Raw genomic sequence first — 20,945 nt, forward strand, 5'->3', positions numbered from 1 at the left:
ATCGTCTATAACTGTGTATGTTCAAGAGGGGTGCCACAATGACTGAACTCACCAGACGCAATACGATGAAGTTGATGTCCGCAGCGCTCGTCGCTGGCGTCAGTTTCTCCAGCCTGCCGCGCAAGGCCTTTTCGGCTGGCACCATCACGGTATTGAACTGGCAAGGCTACGGCACGGACGAAGCATGGTCCGTCAAGGCTTTCACCGAAAAGACCGGCATTGCAGTCGTTCACGACTACTATAGCTCGGAATCGGAGATGCTGACCAAACTGCGCACCAATCCGGGCGCTTACGATCTCGTCGTTCTCAACGCCGCGCGTTGCGCCCAGGCCGTTGCCGAAGATCTGCTGCAGCCGATCGATTTCAGCAAGGTTCCGAACGCAGCGACGGTCGATGAGAACCTGCGCTCCAACCCGAACTTCAGCAAGGACGGCAAGGGCTTCGCAGTTCCGTGGGTCTGGGGCATGACCTCGCTCGCCATCCGTGAAGGCATGCCGGTTCCCGATAGCTACGCCGTTCTCGCCGACCCTGCCTATAAGGGCCGCGTTGCCATGGACGACGATGCGATCATCAACGTTGCCGTCGGCGCCCTAATGAGCGGCCAGGACATCAACGATCCAAAGGATCTGGCCGCTGTTACGGCTGCACTCAAGTCGATCAAGCCGAACGTTAAGCTTCTCTGGTCCACGGAAGATCAATGGAACAAGTCGTTTGCCGCCAAGGAATTCGACCTGTCGCTCTTCTGGTCGGGCGGTTCGGTGCGCTCCAAGCGCAACTCGAAGCTTCCAGTTCAGTTCGTTGTCCCCAAGGAAGGCGGCATCGGTTGGGTCGATGGTCTCGGTATCCCGGCGTCGGCTCCGAACGCGGAGGGCGCGCTTGTGTTCGCCAACTGGATGATCGATCCGGCATTCTATGTGGAATGGGCCACCAAGGTCGGTGCTCCGGCGTCGTCGAACTCGGCCGCTCTGTCCGCGCTTCCGACCGACGATCTGAGCCGCCAGGTGCACAAGCCTGAATACCTGAAGACAATGGGCATCATGTCGGCGCTGCCGGACGATCGCCGCGAAGCCTTCAACAACGTATGGCAGGAAGTGAAAGCCTTCTATGCAGAATGACCAACTGACATTGGCGTTAGTGCGTGGACCTTCGGGTCCGCGCAGTCGGCGCGCGCTCCCGTCATGGGTTTCGACGACGGCCTTGCTGCTGCCAACTTATGCTTGGTTGACGCTTGCTGTCTTCCTGCCGCTGCTGACTATGTTCGTGTTCAGCTTCATGTCGGCGACACCGATGGGCAAGGCCCCGATCGTCTTTACGCTGAAGCAGTACCGCGCCTTCATCGATCAGCCCTATCTAGTCGGCATCGGCATCACGTCATTGCTGATCGGCTTCTGGACAACGCTGTTTTGCGCCATACTCGGCTTTCTCGCCGCCGTTGCGCTGGTTCGATCGACCTTTGGCAAGACGCGCGAAATGCTGCTGATCCTGATCCTTCTGCCCTTCTGGACCAACGGTCTGGTGCGCGTGTTCTCTTGGACGATGGTGCTCCGGGAAAACGGCTTCCTCGACAATCTGCTGCACATGATTGCGCCCGAGGCCGGATCGATCGGCTTTCTCTACACACGCCATGCAATCGTGGTCGGTCTTGTTCACGGCTATCTGCCATACATGATCCTGACCTGTTACATCGCCCTGGTGGCAATCGACGACGCGATCATAGAGGCTGCATCCAGTCTCGGCGCACGCTGGTGGACCATTCTGTTCAAGATTTTGGTGCCGCTCGCGGCTCCTGGCCTGATCTCCGGCTCCGTCCTGATCTTCATTCCGGTCATCGGTTCGTTCATGGAGCCGCGCATCCTGGGTGGCCGTGTCGGCGTCACCATGGGGACGGTGATCGAAGACCAGTTCACGCAAGCCTTCAACTGGCCGCTCGGCGCATCATTGTCCTTTACGCTGCTGGCCGTCGTGCTCGCCATTTTCGCAACCTTCTCCGGCGTTCTGCGCCGTGGCACGACAGCTTGAGGAGGGGATCATGAACCCGCTTGGACGTATCTATCTCATCGCGATCCTCATCTTCCTCTATACGCCCATTCTCGTGATGATGGCGATGGGCTTCAACGCTTCGCCGCTTTATCAGCTGCCGTTCAGCTTTTCGCTGCAATGGTACCAGGCGCTGTGGAGCAACACTGTTTTGCTGACGGCCGGCCTCAACAGCATCATTATTGCCACCATCACCGCGGTGCTGGCGACAGCGCTCGGGACCATGGCATCGGTGGCGCTGTCGCGGCGGACATTCCGCGGCAAGAGCCTGCTGCAGCTTATGCTTCTGCCACCGATTGCCATCCCATGGCTGATCACCGGCACGGCCATGCTGATCTTCTTCTACTGGAGCGGCATCGGGCGCGGCATGCATGCCCTGCTGATCGGCCACGTGGCCCTCGCCATCCCTTATGTGGTTCTGGTGGTCGGTACCGGTTTTCGGACCATTCGTGCCGATCTCGAAGACGCCGCGATGAGCCTTGGCTCCACGCCGGTCCACGCTTTCTTCTCGGTGACACTGCCGCTGCTTTATCCGAGTATCCTCGGCGCGGCACTTTTCGCCTTCGCCGTATCGCTCGACCAGTTCGTCATTTCCTACTTTCTCGCAACGCCCGGCTACACCACGCTGCCGGTGCAGATCTACTCCTCGATCCGCAAGGGCTTCACCCCTGAAATCAATGCGATCTCGACCGTGCTTCTGCTCGGTTCGATGACGATCATCCTGATTTTCGCGCGCTTCGCCAAGCCCGGAGACACCCGTGACAAACGTTAAAGTCAATTCCGTCGCCAAGACCTATGGCACCACGCCCGTCCTGTCAGATATCACCACCGAGTTTCCGGAAGGCTCCTTCACCAGCCTTCTTGGACCGTCCGGTTCCGGAAAGACTACGCTTCTGCGCATAGTCGCGGGCTTCATCAAGCCGGACCAGGGCGTTGTCACGATCGGCAACAACGATGTGACCGATATCCCGGTCTGGGGTCGTAACATCGGCATGATGTTCCAGTCTTACGCTTTGTTTCCGCACATGACGATCGCCCAGAATGTTGCGTTTGGTCTGGAACGTCGCGGCATCAAGGGCGCGGCCGCTCGCAAGGAAGTCGATCGCGCTCTGGAGATGGTGCGGCTTCCCGGCTTCGGCGACCGCACGCCCAAGCAGCTGTCCGGTGGCCAGCAGCAGCGCGTCGCGCTGGCGCGCGCCATCGTCATCAAGCCGAGCGTGTTGCTTCTGGACGAACCGCTGTCGGCGCTCGATCGGCGTCTTCGTCAGGAGATGCAGGTCGAACTGCTGCGTATCCAGCGCGAGAGCGGTCTTACGACGATCTTTGTCACCCACGACCAGGAAGAGGCGCTGACACTCTCCGACAAGGTCGCCATTCTCGACAAGGGGCGGATTGTCCAGATCGGCGAGCCGGAAACGGTCTACGAGCGGCCCCTGACACGCTTTGCCGCGGAATTTCTCGGCGATTCCAACTTCCTGACCGGTACGATTGATAACGGTGCAGTGCGCCTGAACGATGGCACCGTGGTGAAAACCACCGGGACACTACCCGGCGACCGCTCGAAGGTCACGCTCGCCGTGCGCCCGGAAAAGATGTCGATCGGATCGGGCCCGACGGACGGCAACAGCCTGACGGCGCGCATCACCACCGTCATTTATGCTGGCCCGGTGCTTTCTTATCTCCTGGAAACCAAGGACGGACTGCCGCTCAAGCTGTTTGCACAGAACCGCGACGGCAAGGTCCTGAGCGATGGTGACACCATCACCTTGAGCTGGTCTCCGGAACACACGGTCCCGGTGGCTGAGTGACCATGGCGACCGTGCCGTTTTCGAAAAAAACGTTGCATGTCGTCATCGATATGCAACGCCTGTTTGTCGAGGAGACGGCGTGGTACACGCCGGCGATTGCCGAGATTCTTCCGAACGTGATGACGCTGTGCGCTGCAAGGCCATCCGATACCGTGTTCGCCCGTTTCATGGTTCCGCGGGATCCCGAAAGCGCCAAGGGCCGATGGAAGAACTATTATCGCCGATGGTCGGCTGTGACGCTGGATGAACTTGACGTCGCGATGCTTGATCTGGTCGCACCGCTTGCGGCGGTCGCCCAACAGGGATCGCTCGTCGACAAGGAAACCTATTCGGTCTTCGGGTCGCCCGGTTTTTCCGAGCGATTGCAGGCAGCAGGCATCGATACCATTATCTTTTCGGGCGTCGAAACCGATGTTTGCGTCTACGCCAGCGTTCTCGATGCAGTCGATGCCGGCTACCGTGTCGTTCTGGCAGAAGACGCGCTGGCAAGCGGCGACATGAAGGCGCACAGAGTCGTCGTCGAGAATTTGGCGCCAAGGCTTTCCGAGCAGATTGAAATTCTGTCGACAGAAGCCATCCTGAACTTATGGCGAGAATGAATTTGGGAACGCGGTTGCCTGCCTGGAAGACGAACAGATAGATTTGAGAGATCCCATGGACGTTCCGTTCAAAGATAAAGCCGATTCGCCAAAGGCAGCACCTTCATCCGCGGCCGACGCAAACGCTCCGCAGGCCGAATATGCGCTTGGCGAACAGATCGGATTTTATCTGCGCCAGGCCAACCAACGCCATGTCGCCATCTTCACAGGCCTGATGGCTGAGAAGCTGACCACGACCCAATGGGCAGCGCTGGTCAAGCTCAAAGATCTGCAGCCCTGTTCCCAGGGCAATCTTGGCCGTGAGACGGCGATGGATATGGCGACCATCAAGGGCGTCGTCGACCGGCTCGTCAAGCGTGGGCTGGTTCACACCGCGCCGGATGCAGCCGATGCGCGGCGTCTTGTTTTGACGTTGACTGCAGAAGGGGAGGCGACGGTAGCGCGCAATCTATCAATCGCCCTTCAGATTTCGCAAGAAACGCTGAGCACCTTGACGCTTGCCGAGCGGATGATGCTGATGGAACTCCTGCAGAAGATCTGCTGACAGGACCATCTCTGCTGCCTAGAAATGAGAGAGTATCGATGTTTCAGCCCAGCGACGACGAAATCCACTCGCTTGTCGGCCAGATGACGGTTGCCGAAAAGGTCGATCTGCTGAGCGGACGTGGTCTGTGGAAGACAGGATCGATCGAACGGCTCGGCATTCCATCTGTTGTCATGACCGACGGCGCCTATGGCGTTCGTTACTCGACGACCCAAATCGACGCCGGTGACAGTGATGCAGACAGCCTGCAGGCATTCTTGGAACTCGTCGACCAGCAGGCCGATGCGCCAGGCGGTATGTTCGGCACGACCCGTCCCGCGACGTGCTTCCCAAACGGCAATCTGCTTGGCTGTTCGTGGGACGTCGATCTGGCCTATCGGATGGGGGCGGCGCTGGCGGCGGAATGCCAGAACTTCGGCGTCCATCTCCTGCTTGGACCGGGCATCAATATCCGCCGCACGCCGTTGGCCGGCCGTGCCTACGAGTATTATTCCGAGGACCCCCTCATCAGTGGGGACATTGCTGCGGCCGTCATCTCGGGCCTGCAGGATAACGGCATCGGGGCCTCGCTGAAGCATTTCGCTTGCAACAATTCCGAGATCGAACGAACAACCACCAGCTCAGAAGTCGATGAACGGGCACTGCGCGAGATCTACTTGGCTGGGTTTGAACGGGCGATCGAAAAGAGCGCGCCCTGGACCGTCATGAGCGCTTACAATCCGCTGAACGGTGTCCAGGCGGCCGAGAATCACTGGCTTCTCACCACAATCCTGCGCGAGGAGTGGGGCTATGACGGGCTTGTCGTTTCTGACTGGCACGCCATCAAGGATCGTGGGGCTGCGCTCTCTGCCGGGACAGATCTCGACATGCCGGAGAGCAAGCCACGCAAAGCGCGCCTGAGTGCTGCGATCAAGGCCGGTAAAGTGGCGCCCGAGGCGGTCGACGCTGCCTGCGCGAAGGTTCTGGCATTCGTGCGCCAATGCAAGTTGAACGAGCGGCGCGGGATGGCCGCGAACCTTGACGGGCACCATGCGCTGTCGCGGGAGATCGCCGCGGAATCGATCGTGCTGCTGCGCAACGAAGGCAATGTGTTGCCTATTGATCCAAGCCGCCCAGGCGAGATCCTCGTCGTCGGCGATGGCGCTGTCACCCCTGTCATTCAGGGTTCTGGGTCGGCCACGACCAACCCTTATCGCGTTGACAGCCCCTTCGTTCAGATCGCCGCCCGGGCGGGAAGTGACCTCAAGGCAAGGTATTTGCCATTTTCCTCCACTGTTCCGGTCGGCATGCCGGCATCGATCGAAACGATCGTCGAGGCAGCATCGAGTGCCGACGTCACGCTGGTGTTCGCGGAGAACGAGAAAAGCCGCCACGGCGAGGGCAACGACCGTGACTCACTGAGGCTGGCGGCCAGCCACGATGCTCTCATCAAGGCGTTGGCGGCAGCCGGACGGAAGGTCATCGTCGTGCTCTCGATGCCCGATACCGTCGAGATGCCGTGGCTCGAGGATGTCCATGCCGTGCTTGCCATCTTCTATCCGGGGCAAGGCGGCGGCGAAGCGCTCGCTCGCATTCTATTCGGCGAGCAGAACCCTTGCGGCAAGCTCTCCGCCAGCATGCCCGCGCGAATGCAGGATATTCCCGGCTGGCACACCTATCCCGGCGAGCACGGACGCCATGTCTACAGCGAGGGTATTTTTGTCGGCTATCGCTTCTACGATCTCAAAGCGATTGTCCCGGCGTTCCCGTTCGGGCATGGGCTCAGCTATACGACGTTCTCTTATGAGAATATCGAGATCGATGCGCGTGAGATCGGCGCAGCTGCGGATTGTCGGGTGCGTGTCACTGTCCGCAACAGCGGATCGGCCGCCGGCAAGGAGGTCGTCCAGCTCTATGTGCGCCCGCTTGCGCCAGGCCTGAAGCGGCCCATCCGTGAACTCAAATCCTTTGCCAAGCTGCATCTGCAGCCCGGCGAGGCGAAGACGGTGAGCTTCACGCTAACGCAGCGCGATTTTCGCTATTTCGATACCTCACGCTCTGCCTGGGTTCTTGATGCGGAGGCTTTCGTGATCGAGGCTGCGGCATCCTCCCGCGATATCCGCTTGTCCGTCACCCTGCCGTGCCGCCCGGAAGCTTCCGCTCTGCCCGTCATCTCGCCCAACTCTCCCACGGCGCTCGTTTTCGCCCATCCGAAGGCCGAGGCCGCCCTCGTCGACTTCTTCATCGCGGCGCTTTCGATTTCTGTTGCGGAAGCCACGGCACTTCTGGCCAAAACGAAAGGCTCCTTTCTTGGCTTCTACGACACCCTCAGCTGGTATGTCGGCGATAGCGTCAAGGAGAGCGATCTCGCCAGTGTCTTCGCTCGATTGAACGACCATCACCATTAGGCTCCGTCAAGATGATGGTGGCCGGCTATTCGAACCGTGCATCGCCCATCTTGCTGGGCGATGCATCCTAGCGTCGCGCTGTTCTACGCTCCGCATTTGGGTGTGTTCGTCTGGTTGATGGCATTACGACAGGGTTTAAATTGCCAAAGTTCCATAAATACTATGCCATATCTCATAGGTCTCAAGGGGGCGCTGGTAATGATCCTTTCAAGAGCTGACCATGTAGACGCCATTCGATCATGGTCAGAAGTGCGAGGTGCTCATTGGACGATCCCAGGGACATTTCATGCCGATGACCTCGCCACAAAACGCCCCTGCATGACAACCATTTCAGCGTCGCGCTTTCCGGTGATCATTGCGACAATGGCGTCGACCATTTCGCCGGCGGGCTGTTCGTAGCTTGTCAGTCCATAGGCGGGGGCGCCGCCGAGCTCGATATTGTCGAAGCCGACGACTGCCAGGTCTTGCGGAACTCTAAGAGCGAATTCGCTCCGGGCGACATCCATCGCTCCCAGCGCCAAAATGTCATTTTCACACATCAATACATCGATGCGCGACGCGGGCGAAGTTGCACTCAAATAAGTACGTGCCGCTTCGGCGCCGGCCTGGGCGCTGTATCTTTCCGCGGCCAATTCTGCGACGCCTTCGACACCCTTCCGTCGCCAGGAATTTGCATAATGATGGCGCCTGCCGTCGACAGTGTTCTCGCCCCCGTCATAAAGCCGGGACGGCGATAGCCCTTGTCGAAGACGTAATCGACGATCAGCACGGACTGAACCTGGCGCGGTATGCCGGTTGGCGTTTCAGAATTTCGTGGGGCACACTTGGAAGCGGGAGCGCGCCCGCGACCGGACTGCCTTCTCATCGATCCCATGTAAATCGGGCGACGTCGAAGCTTCCCCGCTTCAATTGCCGCGAGACTTTTTTGTTGCCATGGACGCGGAACTTCGCATCGTAGCCACCGCATATCTTGATCTTCGGGGTGATATCCGTTGCGGGCGCGGACCGACAGGCGGTCGACGTCCAGGCGCTTCGCGACTTGACGGGGGAAATCGCAGCTGATCGGCTCGACTCCGAACAACCCCGGTGTCTGTCGATGAACGGTGTCATCGCTTCAATTGGCGGTCGAGCTCTGGCTCGACAACTCAACCTAACTACAATAAGCGTCAAGATAACGCTCGGCCAGACGCGCCCAAATGGCCGCGCCGGTCGTCAGGCTGCCGTCGTTGAAATCGTATTTCGACGAATGCAGGATCGGCGAGTCCTTGCCGTTGCCGAGACGGAGGAAACTACCGGGCCTGTGCTCAAGGAAATAGGCGAAGTCTTCGCTGCCGGGCAGGAGAGGGCATGTGAAGACATTTTCAGCACCAATCAGTTCCTCGGCCACTTCGCGAGCGAATGCCGTTTCCTTTTCCGAATTCACAACGACTGGATAGCCATGCTCATAGTCGACATCGGCTCTTGCGCCATGGCCCTCGGCAACGCTTGCCGCCAGCGTGCGGATGCGCTCCTCGAGGAAAGTGCGGATCGCCGGGTCGAACGAGCGGACGCTCATCGAGATCTTTGCCGTGTTCGGAATGACGTTCGACGCTTCGCCGGCATGGATCGTGCTGACGGTGACGACGGCGGTCTGGGTTGGATCGACATTGCGCGAGACGATCGACTGCAGCGTGACGACGAGGTTGCAGGCGACCAAGACCGGATCAACGGTGAGATGCGGTCGCGACGCATGGCCGCCCTTGCCGACGATGGTGATCTTCACCGTATCACTGGCCGCCATCATCGGACCGGATCGGGTGAGCAGTGCGCCGGCCGGCATGCCGGGGTGGTTGTGTAGGCCGAAGATCGCGTCGATCGGGAAACGCTCGAATAGGCCGTCGGCGATCATCCGTTGCGCGCCGCTGTTTTGCCCGGCCTCTTCGGCCGGCTGGAAGATCAACGTCACTGTGCCGTTGAAGCGTTTTGTCCGCGCCAGATATTCGGCTGCACCGAGAAGAACCGTGGTGTGGCCGTCGTGGCCGCAGGCATGCATCTTGCCGGGTATGGTGCTGGCATAGGCGACACCCGTCTCTTCCTCGATCGGCAATGCATCCATGTCGGCACGGATACCGATGCTCTTGGTGCCGGTGCCGTTCTTCAGCGTCGCCACGACGCCATGGCCGCCGACATTGCGGGTGACAGCATATCCCCAGGCTTCCAGCTTATCGGCTACGTACCGGGCGGTCTCGGTTTCCTCGAAGGAAAGCTCCGGGTTGGCGTGCAGGTGATGGCGGGTCGCCTTCAGCTCGGCTTCCATGGCATCGAAATCGGAGACGCGGGCGTAGAGATTGTCTTGCGAGGGCATCGGAGTTCCAGACTTAGCAAAATCCAAACAAAAGGCCCCGGCCTTTGGGGCCGGGGCTAGGCGGGGAGATTTTTAAAGAAAGCGCGACAGAAAAGCCTGCGTGCGCGGATGCTGCGGATTACCGATCACATCTTCGGGCTTGCCCTGTTCGACGACGACGCCGCCGTCCATGAACACCACCCGGTCGGCCGCTTCACGGGCAAAACTGATCTCGTGGGTGACGACGATCATGGTGAGACCCTGCTTTGCCAGATCCCGCATCGTCGCCAACACTTCGCCGACCAATTCCGGATCGAGTGCCGAGGTCGGCTCGTCGAACAGCATCAGCTTCGGCTTGATCGCCAGTGCGCGGGCAATCGCCACGCGCTGCTGCTGGCCGCCGGAGAGCTGCCGCGGATAGGCATTGGCCTTCTCCGACAGACCGACGCGTTCCAAAAGGCGCTTGGCGTTCTCGATCGCATCCTTTCGGCTTTCACGATGGACGCCGACTGGCGCTTCGATGACGTTCTGCAGCACGGTCATGTGCGGGTAGAGGTTGAACTGCTGGAACACCATGCCGATCTTGCGGCGCTGCCTGGCAATGCCGGTGGGCGACAGCTTTTCCAGATGGTCGTTCTTCACCCGGTAACCGATCTGTTCGCCATCAACCTCGATATATCCCTTCTGGATATCTTCGAGATGATTGATACAGCGTAGAAAGGTTGATTTGCCCGAGCCGGACGGCCCCAGAATGGCCACGACTTCCCCCGGCATGATGTCGAGGTCGATGCCTTTCAACACTTCGAGCTGGTCGAAGGACTTGTGCACATTGCGAGCCTGGACGAGGGGCTTGGCGGTATCGACGATGGTCAATGGCTTGCCTCCTCTATGACGGCGGCCGGCTTGGGCGTGGCGCCATTGCGGCGGTCGCTGCGGCCGTAATAGGCTTCGATATAGCTCTGGCCGATATTCAGCACCGAGGTGATGAGTAGGTACCAGATGACCGCGACCAGCAGCATTGGGATGATCTCGAACGTGCGGTTATAGATCGACTGAACCGAATAAAGCAGGTCGGCCATGGCGATGACGCTGACGATCGAGGTCGCCTTGATCATGCTGATCAGCTGATTGCCGGTCGGTGGCACGATCGAACGCATCGCCTGCGGAATAATGATCCGCCATAGGGCTCGCGCCTTGGTCATGCCGAAGGCTTCCGCCGTTTCGGTCTGACCGCGGTCAACCGACAGAAGGCCGCCGCGGATGATTTCCGCCATATAGGCCGCCTCGTTGAGTGCGAGGCCGACGATCGCCGCGGTCAGCGGCGTGATCACAGAATTGGTATCCCAGCTGATGAGCGTCGGGCCGAAGGGAAGGGAAATCGATATCGTCGGAAACAACGTCGACATGTTGTACCAGAAGATCAGCTGGACTAGGAGCGGCGTGCCGCGGAAGAACCAGATGAACAGTGACGCCAACGAGCTTGCTAGCTTGTCGGACGACATGCGTGCAATCGCGATCACGAGGCCGAGCGCGACGCCGAGGATCATGGCGATCACGGTGAGGCCAAGGCTGACGTAAAGACCGCTCAAGACCGTCGCATCGAAGAAATACTGGGCAACAACCGGCCAGCCGAAGTTTTCGTTAGCGGCGATGATCCAGCCGAAGTCGACGACGACCAGCGCAATCACGATCCGGAGAGCAAGAGGGCCGCTGCGGAAAGGCGTGTGGGCCGTCGCCACATCGCGGAAGTCCTCGGCGCCCGAAGGCGCCGCATGTGTCGTAGTGTTCGCGCTCATTTGGGAAGCCGTCCACCGAGGTTGAGACCGGGCTGCTTGATCATGTTGTTCTCAAGGCCCCACTTCTTCATGATCGCGGCATAGGTACCGTTGTCCATGAGAACCTTAATTGCGTCGATGAACAGCGGGCCGAGCGGCGAACCCTTTGGAACGACGGCACCCTGGAAAATGTCGTCAAAACCGTTCTTTTGCCCGACGCCGTTCAGTTCCAGCTGGCCGTTCGCCTGGCTGACGAAATAGGTCAGCGGTGCCTGCGAAGAGAAGAAAGCGTCGGCGCGCTTAGAGCGGACGGCCAGGATGGATGCCGGCTGATCGGTATAGGACTGCACTTCCACCGGTTCCTTGCCTTCGGCCTTGCACTTGTCCGACTGTACCTTGATCACCCGTTCGGCGGATCCGCCGGCCATGACCGAGATGCGCTGGCCGCAGGCCTTGTCCAGCGAGGTGATGCCCTTCGGGTTGCCCTTCAGGGTGGCGAAGACGACGAATTCCTGCACCCAGTCGACGAAGTCGCTTGCCGTTTCGCGATCCTTGTAGTCGCCGACCGGACCGAAGGCGAACTGGTAACGGCCCGAGTTGACGCCGGCCAGCAGCGCCGGCAGCCCACCAACTGTCGCATGGTCGATCTTGACGCCGAGCACCTGTCCGATCGCGTCCGTCAGGTCGGCGCTGGCGCCGGTCATGACGGTGCCGGTGACGATCTCGTAGGGAGGGAACGAGCCGTTATTGACGGAGATCATTTTGCCGGCGGACTTGATGTCGTCCGGCAGGCGATCGTGCAGCTCCTTGTTGACGTCCAGCTTGATGGATGCGTCCTGCGCCTTGGCGACGCTAGCAAGTGCTGCGCCGGCGAGGGCGAGAGCGATGAGTTTCTTATGCGACATGTTCATTCCCCTTGTTTTACTAAGCCACGTTTGTCGAGAGATGAAGGTTGCGACTGCCGGTCAGATCCGGCTGCCATCCGTATCGAATGCGAAAAGCTCTTCCGGCGTCATGTGGCGCTTCATGATGCCCTGGGCATGCAGCTCACTGGCGAAATCGTCGATCATCTTGCGGTTGGCGGTAAATCCGCTGGCATCCCAGCCTTTGGGCAGCTCGCGCGACGTTTTCAGTACCTCTTCGAACATCCACGGCGTGGTTTCGGCGTACTTGCGGCGCTTGGCGGTCCACATGCGCTGCGATTCGTCGACGAGCCGGCTCACTTCGGCAATCACCCACGGGTTCTCGGCAACGATCTCGGCCTTGATGCCGATCAGATGCATGCCCGGAACATATCCCACATCATCGAAATACTGGCGCTCTTCTGCGCGGAAATCGGCCAGCACCTGACGGAACGGCGAGCCCGGCTCGAAATAGCCATCAGGCATGAAGGGCGTAAAGATCGCATCCAGTCCGCCTTCGCGCAAAAGGTCGACCATCGGGCGTTCGCCGGGGCAGGCTTCGATTAGGCCGGGCTGGCCAAAGCCGTCGAGCCGATCGGTGACTGGGTGTGCCTCCGTCAGGCGGCCGGCATACCACATCGCGTCCTTGACCTCGACGCCTTCGCGGCGGATGGCCGCACGCGTCCACGTGTTGCCGCTGTCGCGCCATCCGGTGACTCCGATGCGTTTGCCGGCCAGCTGGCCAAGAGTCGTGATGTCGCTGTCGCGCGTAGTCATGATGCAGCGATGGCGGAAGCCGCGCATGATGAAGTTGGGAATGCCAACGACACTGTCATCGCCGTCATGACGAAGCTGGGTATAGCGGCTGAATGAAATCTCGGCGGCCTCATGGTCGGGGCTCTTGCCGAGATGGGAGACAAGCGTTCCGATCCGGTCCACCTGTATGTCGAGCTTGTCGGAAGCGACATCGCCGAGAATCAGCGGGGTCATGTAATCCCAGTCACGCAGTGCAATTCGAAGGCTCAGTGTCATTCTAGATACTCATGTCAGGAAATGCTTACGAAGGGAGATTAAAATGTTCACTTCGTAATGATCAAATGTTATTACGTTATTGAACATTTAATTTGGTGAGAAAATGAGCGACGCCTACGATTCGACCTGGTTTGCCGAAAAATTAAGCGATCGAACAATTCGCGGAATCGCATTAGAAACCAGTGCCTTGATCAGGGCAGGGGCGCTTCCGGTCGGCGCCAAGTTGCCTCCAATCCGTGATCTCGCTTTTTCGCTCGGTGTCAGCCCGGCCACGATTTCGGAGGCCTGGAGCGAGCTTAGACGGCAAAAGATCATTACAGGCAGGGGACGAAACGGCACCTGGGTGAGCGGCGACCGCTTCATCGCAAAACCAGAGCGCCTGGCAAGTTCCGGCCACTACGGTGCCGATGTGCTCGACCTGACGATGGCCGTTCCGGACCCAAGGCTGCTGCCGCCTTTAGAGAAGGCGCTGGCATATGGGGCTTGCGCGGAGAACCTCAACAGCTACGAGCGCAGCCGTATTCTGCCGGAACTGGAGGCCGAACTTCGCAAGACATGGCCGTATGATCCGGAGGCATTGCTGGCGACCAACGGTGGTTATAACGCTGTGTATACCGCTATTCATGCACTGGTGACCCCCGGTGCGCCTGTCGCTATCGAAGAACCGACGGCGATGCGCCTCCTCGATATCCTTGAGCATCAGGGCGCACGCATCCTACCTGTGAAATGTGACGAGCACGGGCCGCTGCCCTCATCGCTACAGGATGCCATGCGCTACAAACCGGTCGTTTTCCTCTTCCAGCCGCGGCTGCATTCGGTGACCGGCCGGACAGTGACGGCGCAACGCCTAGGCGAACTAGCCGAAGTACTACGTAACAGCGACACCCTGATAATTGAGGATGATGGCATCTCCGATATTTCCGGGGTTGAGCGTCATTCGCTTGGCACCCAGTTTCCCGACCGGATCATTCACATCATCTCGTTTTCTAAAACGCTCGGTCCCGACCTTCGCTTAGCCGTATTGTCGAGCACGTCGGCAGTCGTTGAACAGATTCAATCTTATCGCAGTTTTAGTGCAGCCTGGACCAGCCGCGTCCTTCAAGCCGCCGGCGCATGGTTGTTGCGCCAACCGGGAACTTGGGAAAATATCGCATCTGCCCGGGCTACCTATAAAAAACGACGTGATATGCTCGCTAGCGCCTTGCGAGTGCGCGGCCTCACCATCGAAGATGGGGAAGGGTTGTCTTTGTGGGTGCCAGTTGTCTCTGAACCCTTTGCAATGGTTACGCTCGCTGCCCGAAACATTGCAGTCAACTCAGGAAGCAAATTCTGCGTTGCTCATAGCAATAACATTCGCGTGGCAACGTCGATGTTGGATGAGCGCTGCGAGGATGTAGCCGACGCGATTGCGCTCGCCCACATTATGTAGCTGCACGCGCAACGTGTTGACGGCTCTGGTGCAGCCGCAAGTTCCCATCATATTCGAGAGAAACTAGTTTAGCTCGAACGCCTCTTCTCCGGTTGCGAGCGCGACTTTACCTGAAAGGTCGATGTTCAACTTGGCCGCGGCGCATTCTTCGTGCCGCCCGCGGTTTGCTGAATGAAGACGGCTTACTCGCCTGAGCACGTTGTTGGCGCCGGCCGAGCACCACGCGGTCTGGTACCGGACGAGAGGCGCTTGGTCTCGCAGCGGCATTGGAGCCTGCCGGAGCGATCTCATGCCGCCGCATCGAGACTATTGAAGGCCGTCCGGTGCGACGTGACGAAGTCCTGAACAGTCATGGGCGGCTTGCCCGTCACTTCGGCGATAATCTTGTCGGTGCCCGAGAAGATGCCGTTTTGATAATCGACGGCGATCGCGCAGAAATGCTGGATCAGAAACTCAGGCAAGCCCAACTTTTCCAGGCGCTCGCGATAGGCGGGAATGGTCAGCGGCTGGTAGCTGATCTTGCGGCCGAGCACCTCGCTGATGGCTGCTGCAATGCCCGGCTGGTCGAGTTCGGTCGGCCCATGGAGGGTGTAGGTCTTGCCGATATGGGCGGCCGGCTCCGCCAGGATTGCGGCGATCAGGCAGGCCTGGTCCTCGGCCGCGATCGGGGCATGACGACCGGCGCCATAGGGCAGATCGATAATGCTCTGCTCGACGATGGTCTTGCGCGCAAACGGATAGAGCAGCCATTGTGAGAAGAAGGTCGGGCGCAGGTGCACGGTCGGTACGCCCGACCAGTCAAAGATCCGCTCGGCGATCCAGTGATCGCGCGCCGCATGGCTCTTGGAGTCTTCGCGTGCCGAGATCTGCGACATGTTGATCACGGCTTTGAGCCCGGCGCGCTTGGCCGCGTCTGCGAAATATGCCGTCGTCTGGATGATGCCAGGACGGACGGGATAGCAGAAATAGGCGGCGGCGGTGCCGGCGGCGGCGCGGATAACGTCGTCATGCTCGAAGAGGTCGCCGACCACGACCTCCGCGCCGTCGCTGCGAAGCGCCTCGGCCCGCTGGTCCTCCTTGTGGACCATAGCCCTGACGGCATGACCGTTCCCGAGCAGACGTTGGACGGTGTAGCGGCCGGTCTCACCGGTCGCGCCGGTGACCAGGAACGTGTCGGTCATTTCTATCTCCTTGTGTTTGCATCATAATATGTGTAATTACACACTTTTAGGTAAAAAAGGGAGCTACCCGCCGAGCTTCAGCTCCAGAATTTCATCGCGCATGCGCACGGCACGATCCTGTCCGACCTCCCGCTCAAACGCGGCCTGGGCGTTTTCCCAGAGGGGGACTGCCTCCGCCACCTTTGCGACGCCGGAGGGGGAGAGGGTGACATCGAAGGCGCGGCCGCTGTCGGCTCTACCGGCGACAACCCATCCGGCTGCCTGCAGCGGCTTCAGCGCGCGGACCAGAGTCGTGCGCTCCATGCTCAGCATTTCGGCCAGACTAGTAATCTTGAGGCTCTGGTAGGCTTCCAGCAGCGACAGAATCGAGAACTGCGAGACCGACAGTCCGGCAGGCGCCAGATGATTGTCGTAAAGACGGCTCAGATGCCGAGCGTTCTGGCGGGCGGCGAGGGCGTAACAGAGATGGGGACCAGTCGGTGTCAGCATGGGGTACATCTAAATGTGCAATTGCACAGTGTCAAGTCCGAACTTCGGCGTTCGACGGACAAAGTAGCAGACTCGCCACATCCCGATTCCAAGGCTCATTGCTTAAAGTGCAGTTACACACTATGTTCCGCAGGGTCGGTGTTGAGTTTGGATCGCGCTCACGCGGCCACCCCAGAAATCACGCCTTCCGGAGAAACGACATGACAGGCGGCAACGGAGATAAGCACCCATTCCTCGATGATCTTGCCGATGACGCCGAACTGAGAGGAACGGTCCTGCGCCGTCCGGTTTCGGGCCGTGACAATATTAAGAGCCTGGTCGAGGCCGTCGGCACACTCTACGCCTCGCAGCAGCCCACCTTCTACGGTGCGATCGATCAGCGCCATTTCCTGCAATATCAGGCAACACTTCGCACCGGCCTCGATCTGGAAGCGGTGGGGGTCATCGAGCGCGATGAGACCGGGCTCGTGCAGCGGGTGACGATGACGTTTGCGCCCTTGGACGCCGCGGTGTCACTGTCGGCAGAACTGGGCGGCATCGTCGGGGAAGAGTTTGGTGACGATCTCTTTTACGACGCGTCGGTGAACGAGATCGCGGCGTCCTGATTGCCAGACCCACATTCGATCGTACGCAAAGGCCGGGGGCCGGGCTACGGCCGGCCCCCGGCCTTTGCACGCCATCAGCCGCGAAGGAACGCCAGCAGGTCGGCGTTCAAGCGGTCCTTGTCGACGTGCAGCAATCCATGGGAGCCGCCGTCGTAGACGATGAGCTTGGCATGCGGTAGGAGCCCGGCGGTCAGTTTCGCGGAAATCTCCAGCGGCACGATCTGGTCGTCACTGCCATGGATCACCAGCGCGGGCACGGTGATCTTCTTGAGGTCATCACGGAAATCGGTTTCCGAAAAGGCGCCAAGCGCATGGTAGGCGGCAAGAAAGCCTGTTGCCTGCCCCTGGCGCCAGTAGCTCTCCCGCAGGCCCTCCGAGATGTGCGCCCCCGGTCGGTTGAAGCTGTAGTATGGCATGGTGACGTCGAGATTCCACTGCGACCGGTTTGCCTGCACGGCGGCGCGGAACGTATCGAACAGCTCCTTGGGAGCACCGTTCGGGTTGGTCGCGGTCTTGAGCAGGAAAGGTGTCACCGAGGAGACGAAGGCGACCTTGGTAACGCGGCTCTGGCCATGGCGCGCGACGTAGCGTGCGACCTCGCCACCGCCCATCGAGTGGCCGACGAAGGTTGCCTCGCGCAGATCGAGCGCCTCGACAAGCTGCGCGAGATCGTCGGCGAAGGTGTCGTAGTCGTAACCGCCGGAGGGCTGGCTCGACCGGCCAAAACCCCGACGGTCATGGGCGATGACGCGATAGCCGTTCTGCAACAGGAAGAACATCTGGTCTTCCCAGGCGTCTGACGAGAGCGGATAGCCATGGCTGAACACCACGGCCGGCCCGGTACCCCAGTCCTTGAAATAGAGGCTGGTGCCATCTTTCGTGACGAGATGATCGCCTGTGGGCTTCCCGGCATGGACTGACGCGGGCGTTTTTGCTGCTGCCGAGTTCGCGCCGGCACCGGCCGCCGCCAGTCCGACGCCGGCGATGGCGGCTCCTTTCAGCAGGTTGCGCCGGGAAGCAGTGTCGGGTGTTGAGATCGTAGACATGAGGAAACTCCGTGAGAATTATGCCGCCTGGGCGGCGCGATTGGCGACTGTGGTTGGGCGTCGGTGCGGTGTTCGCACCGCTTTCGTGCGGAGGGATCAGAAGCCGAGCCTGCGCAGATCCTCCGCGACGAACATCTGGCCGCTGCGATTCTTGACGCTCGGCAGCGCGGAGACTTTTGCACGCCAGGACTTCAGCGCGGAATGATCCTGAGGGATAGCAATGCCGGCGGCGTCCGCGAACATCAGCCCGGCAAACACGGTGATGTCGGCCATCGAGAATGCATCGCCGGCGACGAACGAACGGTCCTGCAGCACCGTGTCGAAATACCTCATGCCGGCTAGCGCCTTGTTGCGCTGGCGGTTGCCCCAGTCCTGACGGCCAGCCCATTCCGGGCTCTTGAACACCTGCAGCTCGGCGCCGAGGCCGGGCGTCGCGTGATGGAAGTAGTCGCCGACCGCATCGAGCAGTTCGGTCTCGGCCCGCTTTTGCATCATGTGGATGACGGCCTTTTCCTTCGGCGTCTTGCCGGTGAGCCGTGGATCGCCGTCGAGATTGTCGAGGTATTCGGTGATGGCGGTGGCCTCCGCGATGTAGGTGCCGTCATCGAGCTGGAGGACCGGGAGCACGCCCGAGGGGTTCATTTCGAGGAAAGCCGGCTGCTTATGTTCGGCGGCGATGAGGTCGACGGAGACGAACTCGACCTGGGGTTCGAGGCCCTTTTCAGCAAGGACGATGCGGATGCGGGCCGGATTGGGAAAGCCGGGGCGATCGAAGATTTTCATTGAAGGATCCTTTGAGTTGTCTGTCTATCGATAGATAGGTAACAGCCAACCGATTAGTCCTTCCCTTTCTCGGCGTCAACAACTATCTATCGAGTGATAGGTCTGGAACGGCGATGGCTAGAACGAAGAACGACATGCGTGAGGCGGTCATGGTGGCTGCTAAGGCGACGGTGCAGGCCCACGGCTACAATGCCCTCAGCTTTCGTGAACTCGCGAAAGAGGTCGGGATCAAAAGTGCCAGCGTGCACTACCATTTCCCAACCAAGGGCGATCTCGGCGCCGCATTGGCGCGTCGCTATACGGAAGAGGGCGCAACCTACCTGGCCGAGCTGCTGGCGACTTCCAACGATGCGAGTTGGTGTATGGACAGATACGCGGCGATCTTTCGCTCGGCCTTGGCCGACGACAATCGCATGTGCCTGTGCGGCATCATGAGCGCGGAACTCGATGACCTTCCCACGGAGGTCCGAACCGAGGTCGATAAATTCGCCGCGATGAACGTCGACTGGCTTACCAAGGTGCTCTCACGGGCAAGGCCTTCGGCGAACGAACAGGATCTGCAGGAACATGCGATGGCGATCTTTGCTGCCATCGAAGGGGCTCAGCTCGTCGCGCGCGGTTGCCAGGACATCGCCATCTATGACAGGACGATCCGGGCCTATCGGACTACGAGTCTCATCCCGTAATTGAGCGCAGGAGCTAGATTCCCGCACTTGCGAAATTTTCGCGTCCTGTTGGGGTGGACATGGCGCGAATCGAATTCCGCAGGCCTGGAAACCGATCTATTTATCGAGTGGCGTGACCAGTAGGTTCTCGTCGCTGGAAGAACATCCGACGCGGTAGAACGGCTGCGGCCGTGAGCACGCCATAAGCAAGTCCGGCCAGCGCCACCATCTGGAACAGGACATTGACACTCGCTCCGAACCAGATCACCGCCGACCAGCCCAGGAAGGCGGCGACAATCATCCTGACAGTTCCGGCCAGTACGGGAAGAAGCACGCACTTTGCCCCTGGCTTGCGAAATAGAGTGCCAATCCCAATCCGATCGCGCCATACGCGAGTGCCACGGTTCTCAAGTAAAGGGATCCCATTTCCTGGGCATTTGGGTCCGCACTGAACAGCCCCTTCATATGTGCGGAAACAGAGCACCGACGATTTCAATGAGTTGCATGATGCCAAACGCGATACTCGCACCAACCCAGGCAACCCGACGCGCCCGCTCGATCTGATTGGCCCCGATGTTGATGCCGGACCATGGTGACGATGGCGGTGCCAAGCCCGAAGATTATCGGGATTTGCAGGTAATCGAGACGGGAAGCAATGCCAAATCCGGCGATTGCGTCAGCGCAGTGAACAATCGACGCCGTTGAGGGACTATTCTGAGCTTCAGGGGGCTGCGGGATGATCTCAGGCAATGTGCCAGCACGAGCGCCGCCAGTGCGTAATAGATGACGACTGCGGCGCCGCCCCCCGGCAACGCCCAACCGCGGAAACGGGCCCAAGCCGAAAATCAAAGGCGGCGACAACGCGAACAGGATACAGGCTCCAGACACAATCACCAACGCGGGCACGGCTACGTTCCCGGCGCCGCGGAGGGCTGCTGACAGCAAGTCCGTGATCCAGATCGGAATCGAGCCCGCGAACACGATTCCTGAATAGGTGAGGGCTGCCGTGAGTGTCGCTCCAGTCCCGCCCCATCGACCGGTAAAGAACCGGTCCGCACAGGATGGCAGCTAGCGAGAAGACAGCGCCGAATCCGCCGGCGAGGACGATCGAGTGCCAGACAAGCCCATCAGCGTCGGCATGACGGTTGGCTCCCAGGGCACGTGCAACGGACGAGGAAACTCCGCCGCCAATGTCGCCGTTCGACATCGTTTGCATCAGCATGAGGACCGGGAAGACCAAGGTAATGCCGGCCATCTTCCGATCGGGAATCGTTCGAAGGCGAAATCACTAACAGCCCGCTTGCCGAAGACCTGTGCTTTGTCCTTCAGCGGGCATACCG

The 20,945-nt window shown here is 60.0% G+C and carries 21 protein-coding genes and 1 pseudogene; 10 read left to right on the forward strand and 12 right to left on the reverse strand.

Annotation, left to right across the window (positions count from 1 at the left end):
• Positions 1-38 precede the first annotated feature (38 nt).
• The 7 genes from K9B32_RS18650 to K9B32_RS18680 are packed head-to-tail and all read left to right on the forward strand — an operon-like array spanning position 39 to position 7,375.
• A complete protein-coding gene (locus K9B32_RS18650; RefSeq protein WP_007800758.1) occupies positions 39-1,115 on the forward strand; it encodes a PotD/PotF family extracellular solute-binding protein in 1,077 nt (358 codons plus the stop codon).
• A complete protein-coding gene (locus K9B32_RS18655) occupies positions 1,105-2,019 on the forward strand; it encodes an ABC transporter permease (RefSeq protein ID WP_224564838.1) in 915 nt (304 codons plus the stop codon). The genes K9B32_RS18650 and K9B32_RS18655 overlap by 11 nt, the downstream gene beginning before the upstream one ends.
• 10 nt (positions 2,020-2,029) lie before the next feature.
• Positions 2,030-2,809: an ABC transporter permease gene (locus K9B32_RS18660; protein ID WP_224564843.1), complete on the forward strand. Its 780-nt coding sequence runs from the start codon at positions 2,030-2,032 to the stop codon at positions 2,807-2,809.
• Complete coding sequence (locus K9B32_RS18665; RefSeq protein ID WP_224564845.1) at positions 2,796-3,845, forward strand: ABC transporter ATP-binding protein; 1,050 nt, start codon at positions 2,796-2,798, stop codon at positions 3,843-3,845. The genes K9B32_RS18660 and K9B32_RS18665 overlap by 14 nt, the downstream gene beginning before the upstream one ends.
• A 2-nt stretch (positions 3,846-3,847) precedes the next feature.
• Positions 3,848-4,444, forward strand: coding sequence for a cysteine hydrolase family protein (locus K9B32_RS18670; RefSeq protein ID WP_224564967.1), 597 nt, complete (start codon positions 3,848-3,850; stop codon positions 4,442-4,444).
• A 55-nt stretch (positions 4,445-4,499) separates the two neighbouring features.
• Positions 4,500-4,988, forward strand: coding sequence for a MarR family winged helix-turn-helix transcriptional regulator (locus tag K9B32_RS18675; RefSeq protein ID WP_007800749.1), 489 nt, complete (start codon positions 4,500-4,502; stop codon positions 4,986-4,988).
• A gap of 38 nt (positions 4,989-5,026) precedes the next feature.
• Positions 5,027-7,375 (forward strand): beta-glucosidase family protein, encoded by a 2,349-nt coding sequence (locus tag K9B32_RS18680; protein ID WP_224564847.1) that lies wholly within the window; start codon positions 5,027-5,029, stop codon positions 7,373-7,375.
• Positions 7,376-7,659: 284 nt separating this feature from the next.
• Here K9B32_RS18680 and K9B32_RS18685 read toward each other — a convergent pair.
• From K9B32_RS18685 to K9B32_RS18710, 6 genes and pseudogenes are all read right to left on the reverse strand, one after another.
• Positions 7,660-8,234: pseudogene (locus K9B32_RS18685) on the reverse strand (substrate-binding domain-containing protein); the annotation flags it as partial.
• 291 nt (positions 8,235-8,525) lie between these two features.
• Complete coding sequence (locus tag K9B32_RS18690; RefSeq protein ID WP_224564849.1) at positions 8,526-9,719, reverse strand: M20 aminoacylase family protein; 1,194 nt, start codon at positions 9,717-9,719, stop codon at positions 8,526-8,528.
• 72 nt (positions 9,720-9,791) lie between these two features.
• The gene (locus tag K9B32_RS18695; protein WP_007800729.1) at positions 9,792-10,571 is read right to left on the reverse strand and encodes an amino acid ABC transporter ATP-binding protein; all 780 of its coding nucleotides are present in this window, start codon (positions 10,569-10,571) and stop codon (positions 9,792-9,794) included.
• Positions 10,568-11,494 carry an amino acid ABC transporter permease gene (locus tag K9B32_RS18700; RefSeq protein ID WP_224564851.1) on the reverse strand — a complete coding sequence of 309 codons (927 nt, stop codon included), beginning with the start codon at positions 11,492-11,494 and terminating at the stop codon, positions 10,568-10,570. The genes K9B32_RS18695 and K9B32_RS18700 overlap by 4 nt, the downstream gene beginning before the upstream one ends.
• Positions 11,491-12,378 carry an ABC transporter substrate-binding protein gene (locus tag K9B32_RS18705; RefSeq protein WP_224564853.1) on the reverse strand — a complete coding sequence of 296 codons (888 nt, stop codon included), beginning with the start codon at positions 12,376-12,378 and terminating at the stop codon, positions 11,491-11,493. Before K9B32_RS18705 ends, K9B32_RS18700 begins: the two co-directional genes overlap by 4 nt.
• Before the next feature lie 60 nt (positions 12,379-12,438).
• Positions 12,439-13,407, reverse strand: coding sequence for a nitrate ABC transporter substrate-binding protein (locus K9B32_RS18710; RefSeq protein WP_224564855.1), 969 nt, complete (start codon positions 13,405-13,407; stop codon positions 12,439-12,441).
• Positions 13,408-13,510: 103 nt separating this feature from the next.
• Between K9B32_RS18710 and K9B32_RS18715 the strand changes: the two genes are divergently transcribed.
• A complete protein-coding gene (locus tag K9B32_RS18715) occupies positions 13,511-14,836 on the forward strand; it encodes a PLP-dependent aminotransferase family protein (protein ID WP_224564857.1) in 1,326 nt (441 codons plus the stop codon).
• Between the two features lie 287 nt (positions 14,837-15,123).
• Here the strand turns inward: K9B32_RS18715 and K9B32_RS18720 are convergent, their stop codons facing one another.
• The gene (locus K9B32_RS18720) at positions 15,124-16,017 is read right to left on the reverse strand and encodes an NmrA family NAD(P)-binding protein (protein WP_224564859.1); all 894 of its coding nucleotides are present in this window, start codon (positions 16,015-16,017) and stop codon (positions 15,124-15,126) included.
• Between the two features lie 63 nt (positions 16,018-16,080).
• Positions 16,081-16,506: a MarR family winged helix-turn-helix transcriptional regulator gene (locus K9B32_RS18725; protein ID WP_224564861.1), complete on the reverse strand. Its 426-nt coding sequence runs from the start codon at positions 16,504-16,506 to the stop codon at positions 16,081-16,083.
• A gap of 200 nt (positions 16,507-16,706) precedes the next feature.
• Between K9B32_RS18725 and K9B32_RS18730 the strand changes: the two genes are divergently transcribed.
• Positions 16,707-17,111: a hypothetical protein gene (locus tag K9B32_RS18730; protein ID WP_224564863.1), complete on the forward strand. Its 405-nt coding sequence runs from the start codon at positions 16,707-16,709 to the stop codon at positions 17,109-17,111.
• A gap of 74 nt (positions 17,112-17,185) precedes the next feature.
• Here K9B32_RS18730 and K9B32_RS18735 read toward each other — a convergent pair whose 3' ends face one another.
• A complete protein-coding gene (locus K9B32_RS18735) occupies positions 17,186-18,157 on the reverse strand; it encodes an alpha/beta fold hydrolase (protein WP_224564865.1) in 972 nt (323 codons plus the stop codon).
• 96 nt (positions 18,158-18,253) lie between these two features.
• Complete coding sequence (locus K9B32_RS18740) at positions 18,254-18,940, reverse strand: glutathione S-transferase family protein (protein ID WP_224564867.1); 687 nt, start codon at positions 18,938-18,940, stop codon at positions 18,254-18,256.
• Positions 18,941-19,053: 113 nt separating this feature from the next.
• On the opposite strand from K9B32_RS18740, the gene K9B32_RS18745 reads away from it, so the two are divergent.
• On the forward strand, positions 19,054-19,626 hold the full coding sequence (locus K9B32_RS18745; RefSeq protein WP_224564869.1) for a TetR/AcrR family transcriptional regulator: 573 nt from the start codon (positions 19,054-19,056) through the stop codon (positions 19,624-19,626).
• 100 nt (positions 19,627-19,726) lie between these two features.
• On the opposite strand, the gene K9B32_RS18750 is transcribed toward K9B32_RS18745, so the two are convergent.
• Entirely contained in the window at positions 19,727-19,939 is a 213-nt protein-coding gene (locus K9B32_RS18750) for a hypothetical protein (protein ID WP_224564871.1), read from the reverse strand.
• A gap of 408 nt (positions 19,940-20,347) precedes the next feature.
• The gene (locus K9B32_RS18755; RefSeq protein WP_224564873.1) at positions 20,348-20,860 is read right to left on the reverse strand and encodes an MATE family efflux transporter; all 513 of its coding nucleotides are present in this window, start codon (positions 20,858-20,860) and stop codon (positions 20,348-20,350) included.
• Positions 20,861-20,945 lie beyond the last annotated feature (85 nt).

The organism is Rhizobium sp. 3T7 (assembly GCF_020166565.1).
GTDB lineage: Bacteria > Pseudomonadota > Alphaproteobacteria > Rhizobiales > Rhizobiaceae > Rhizobium.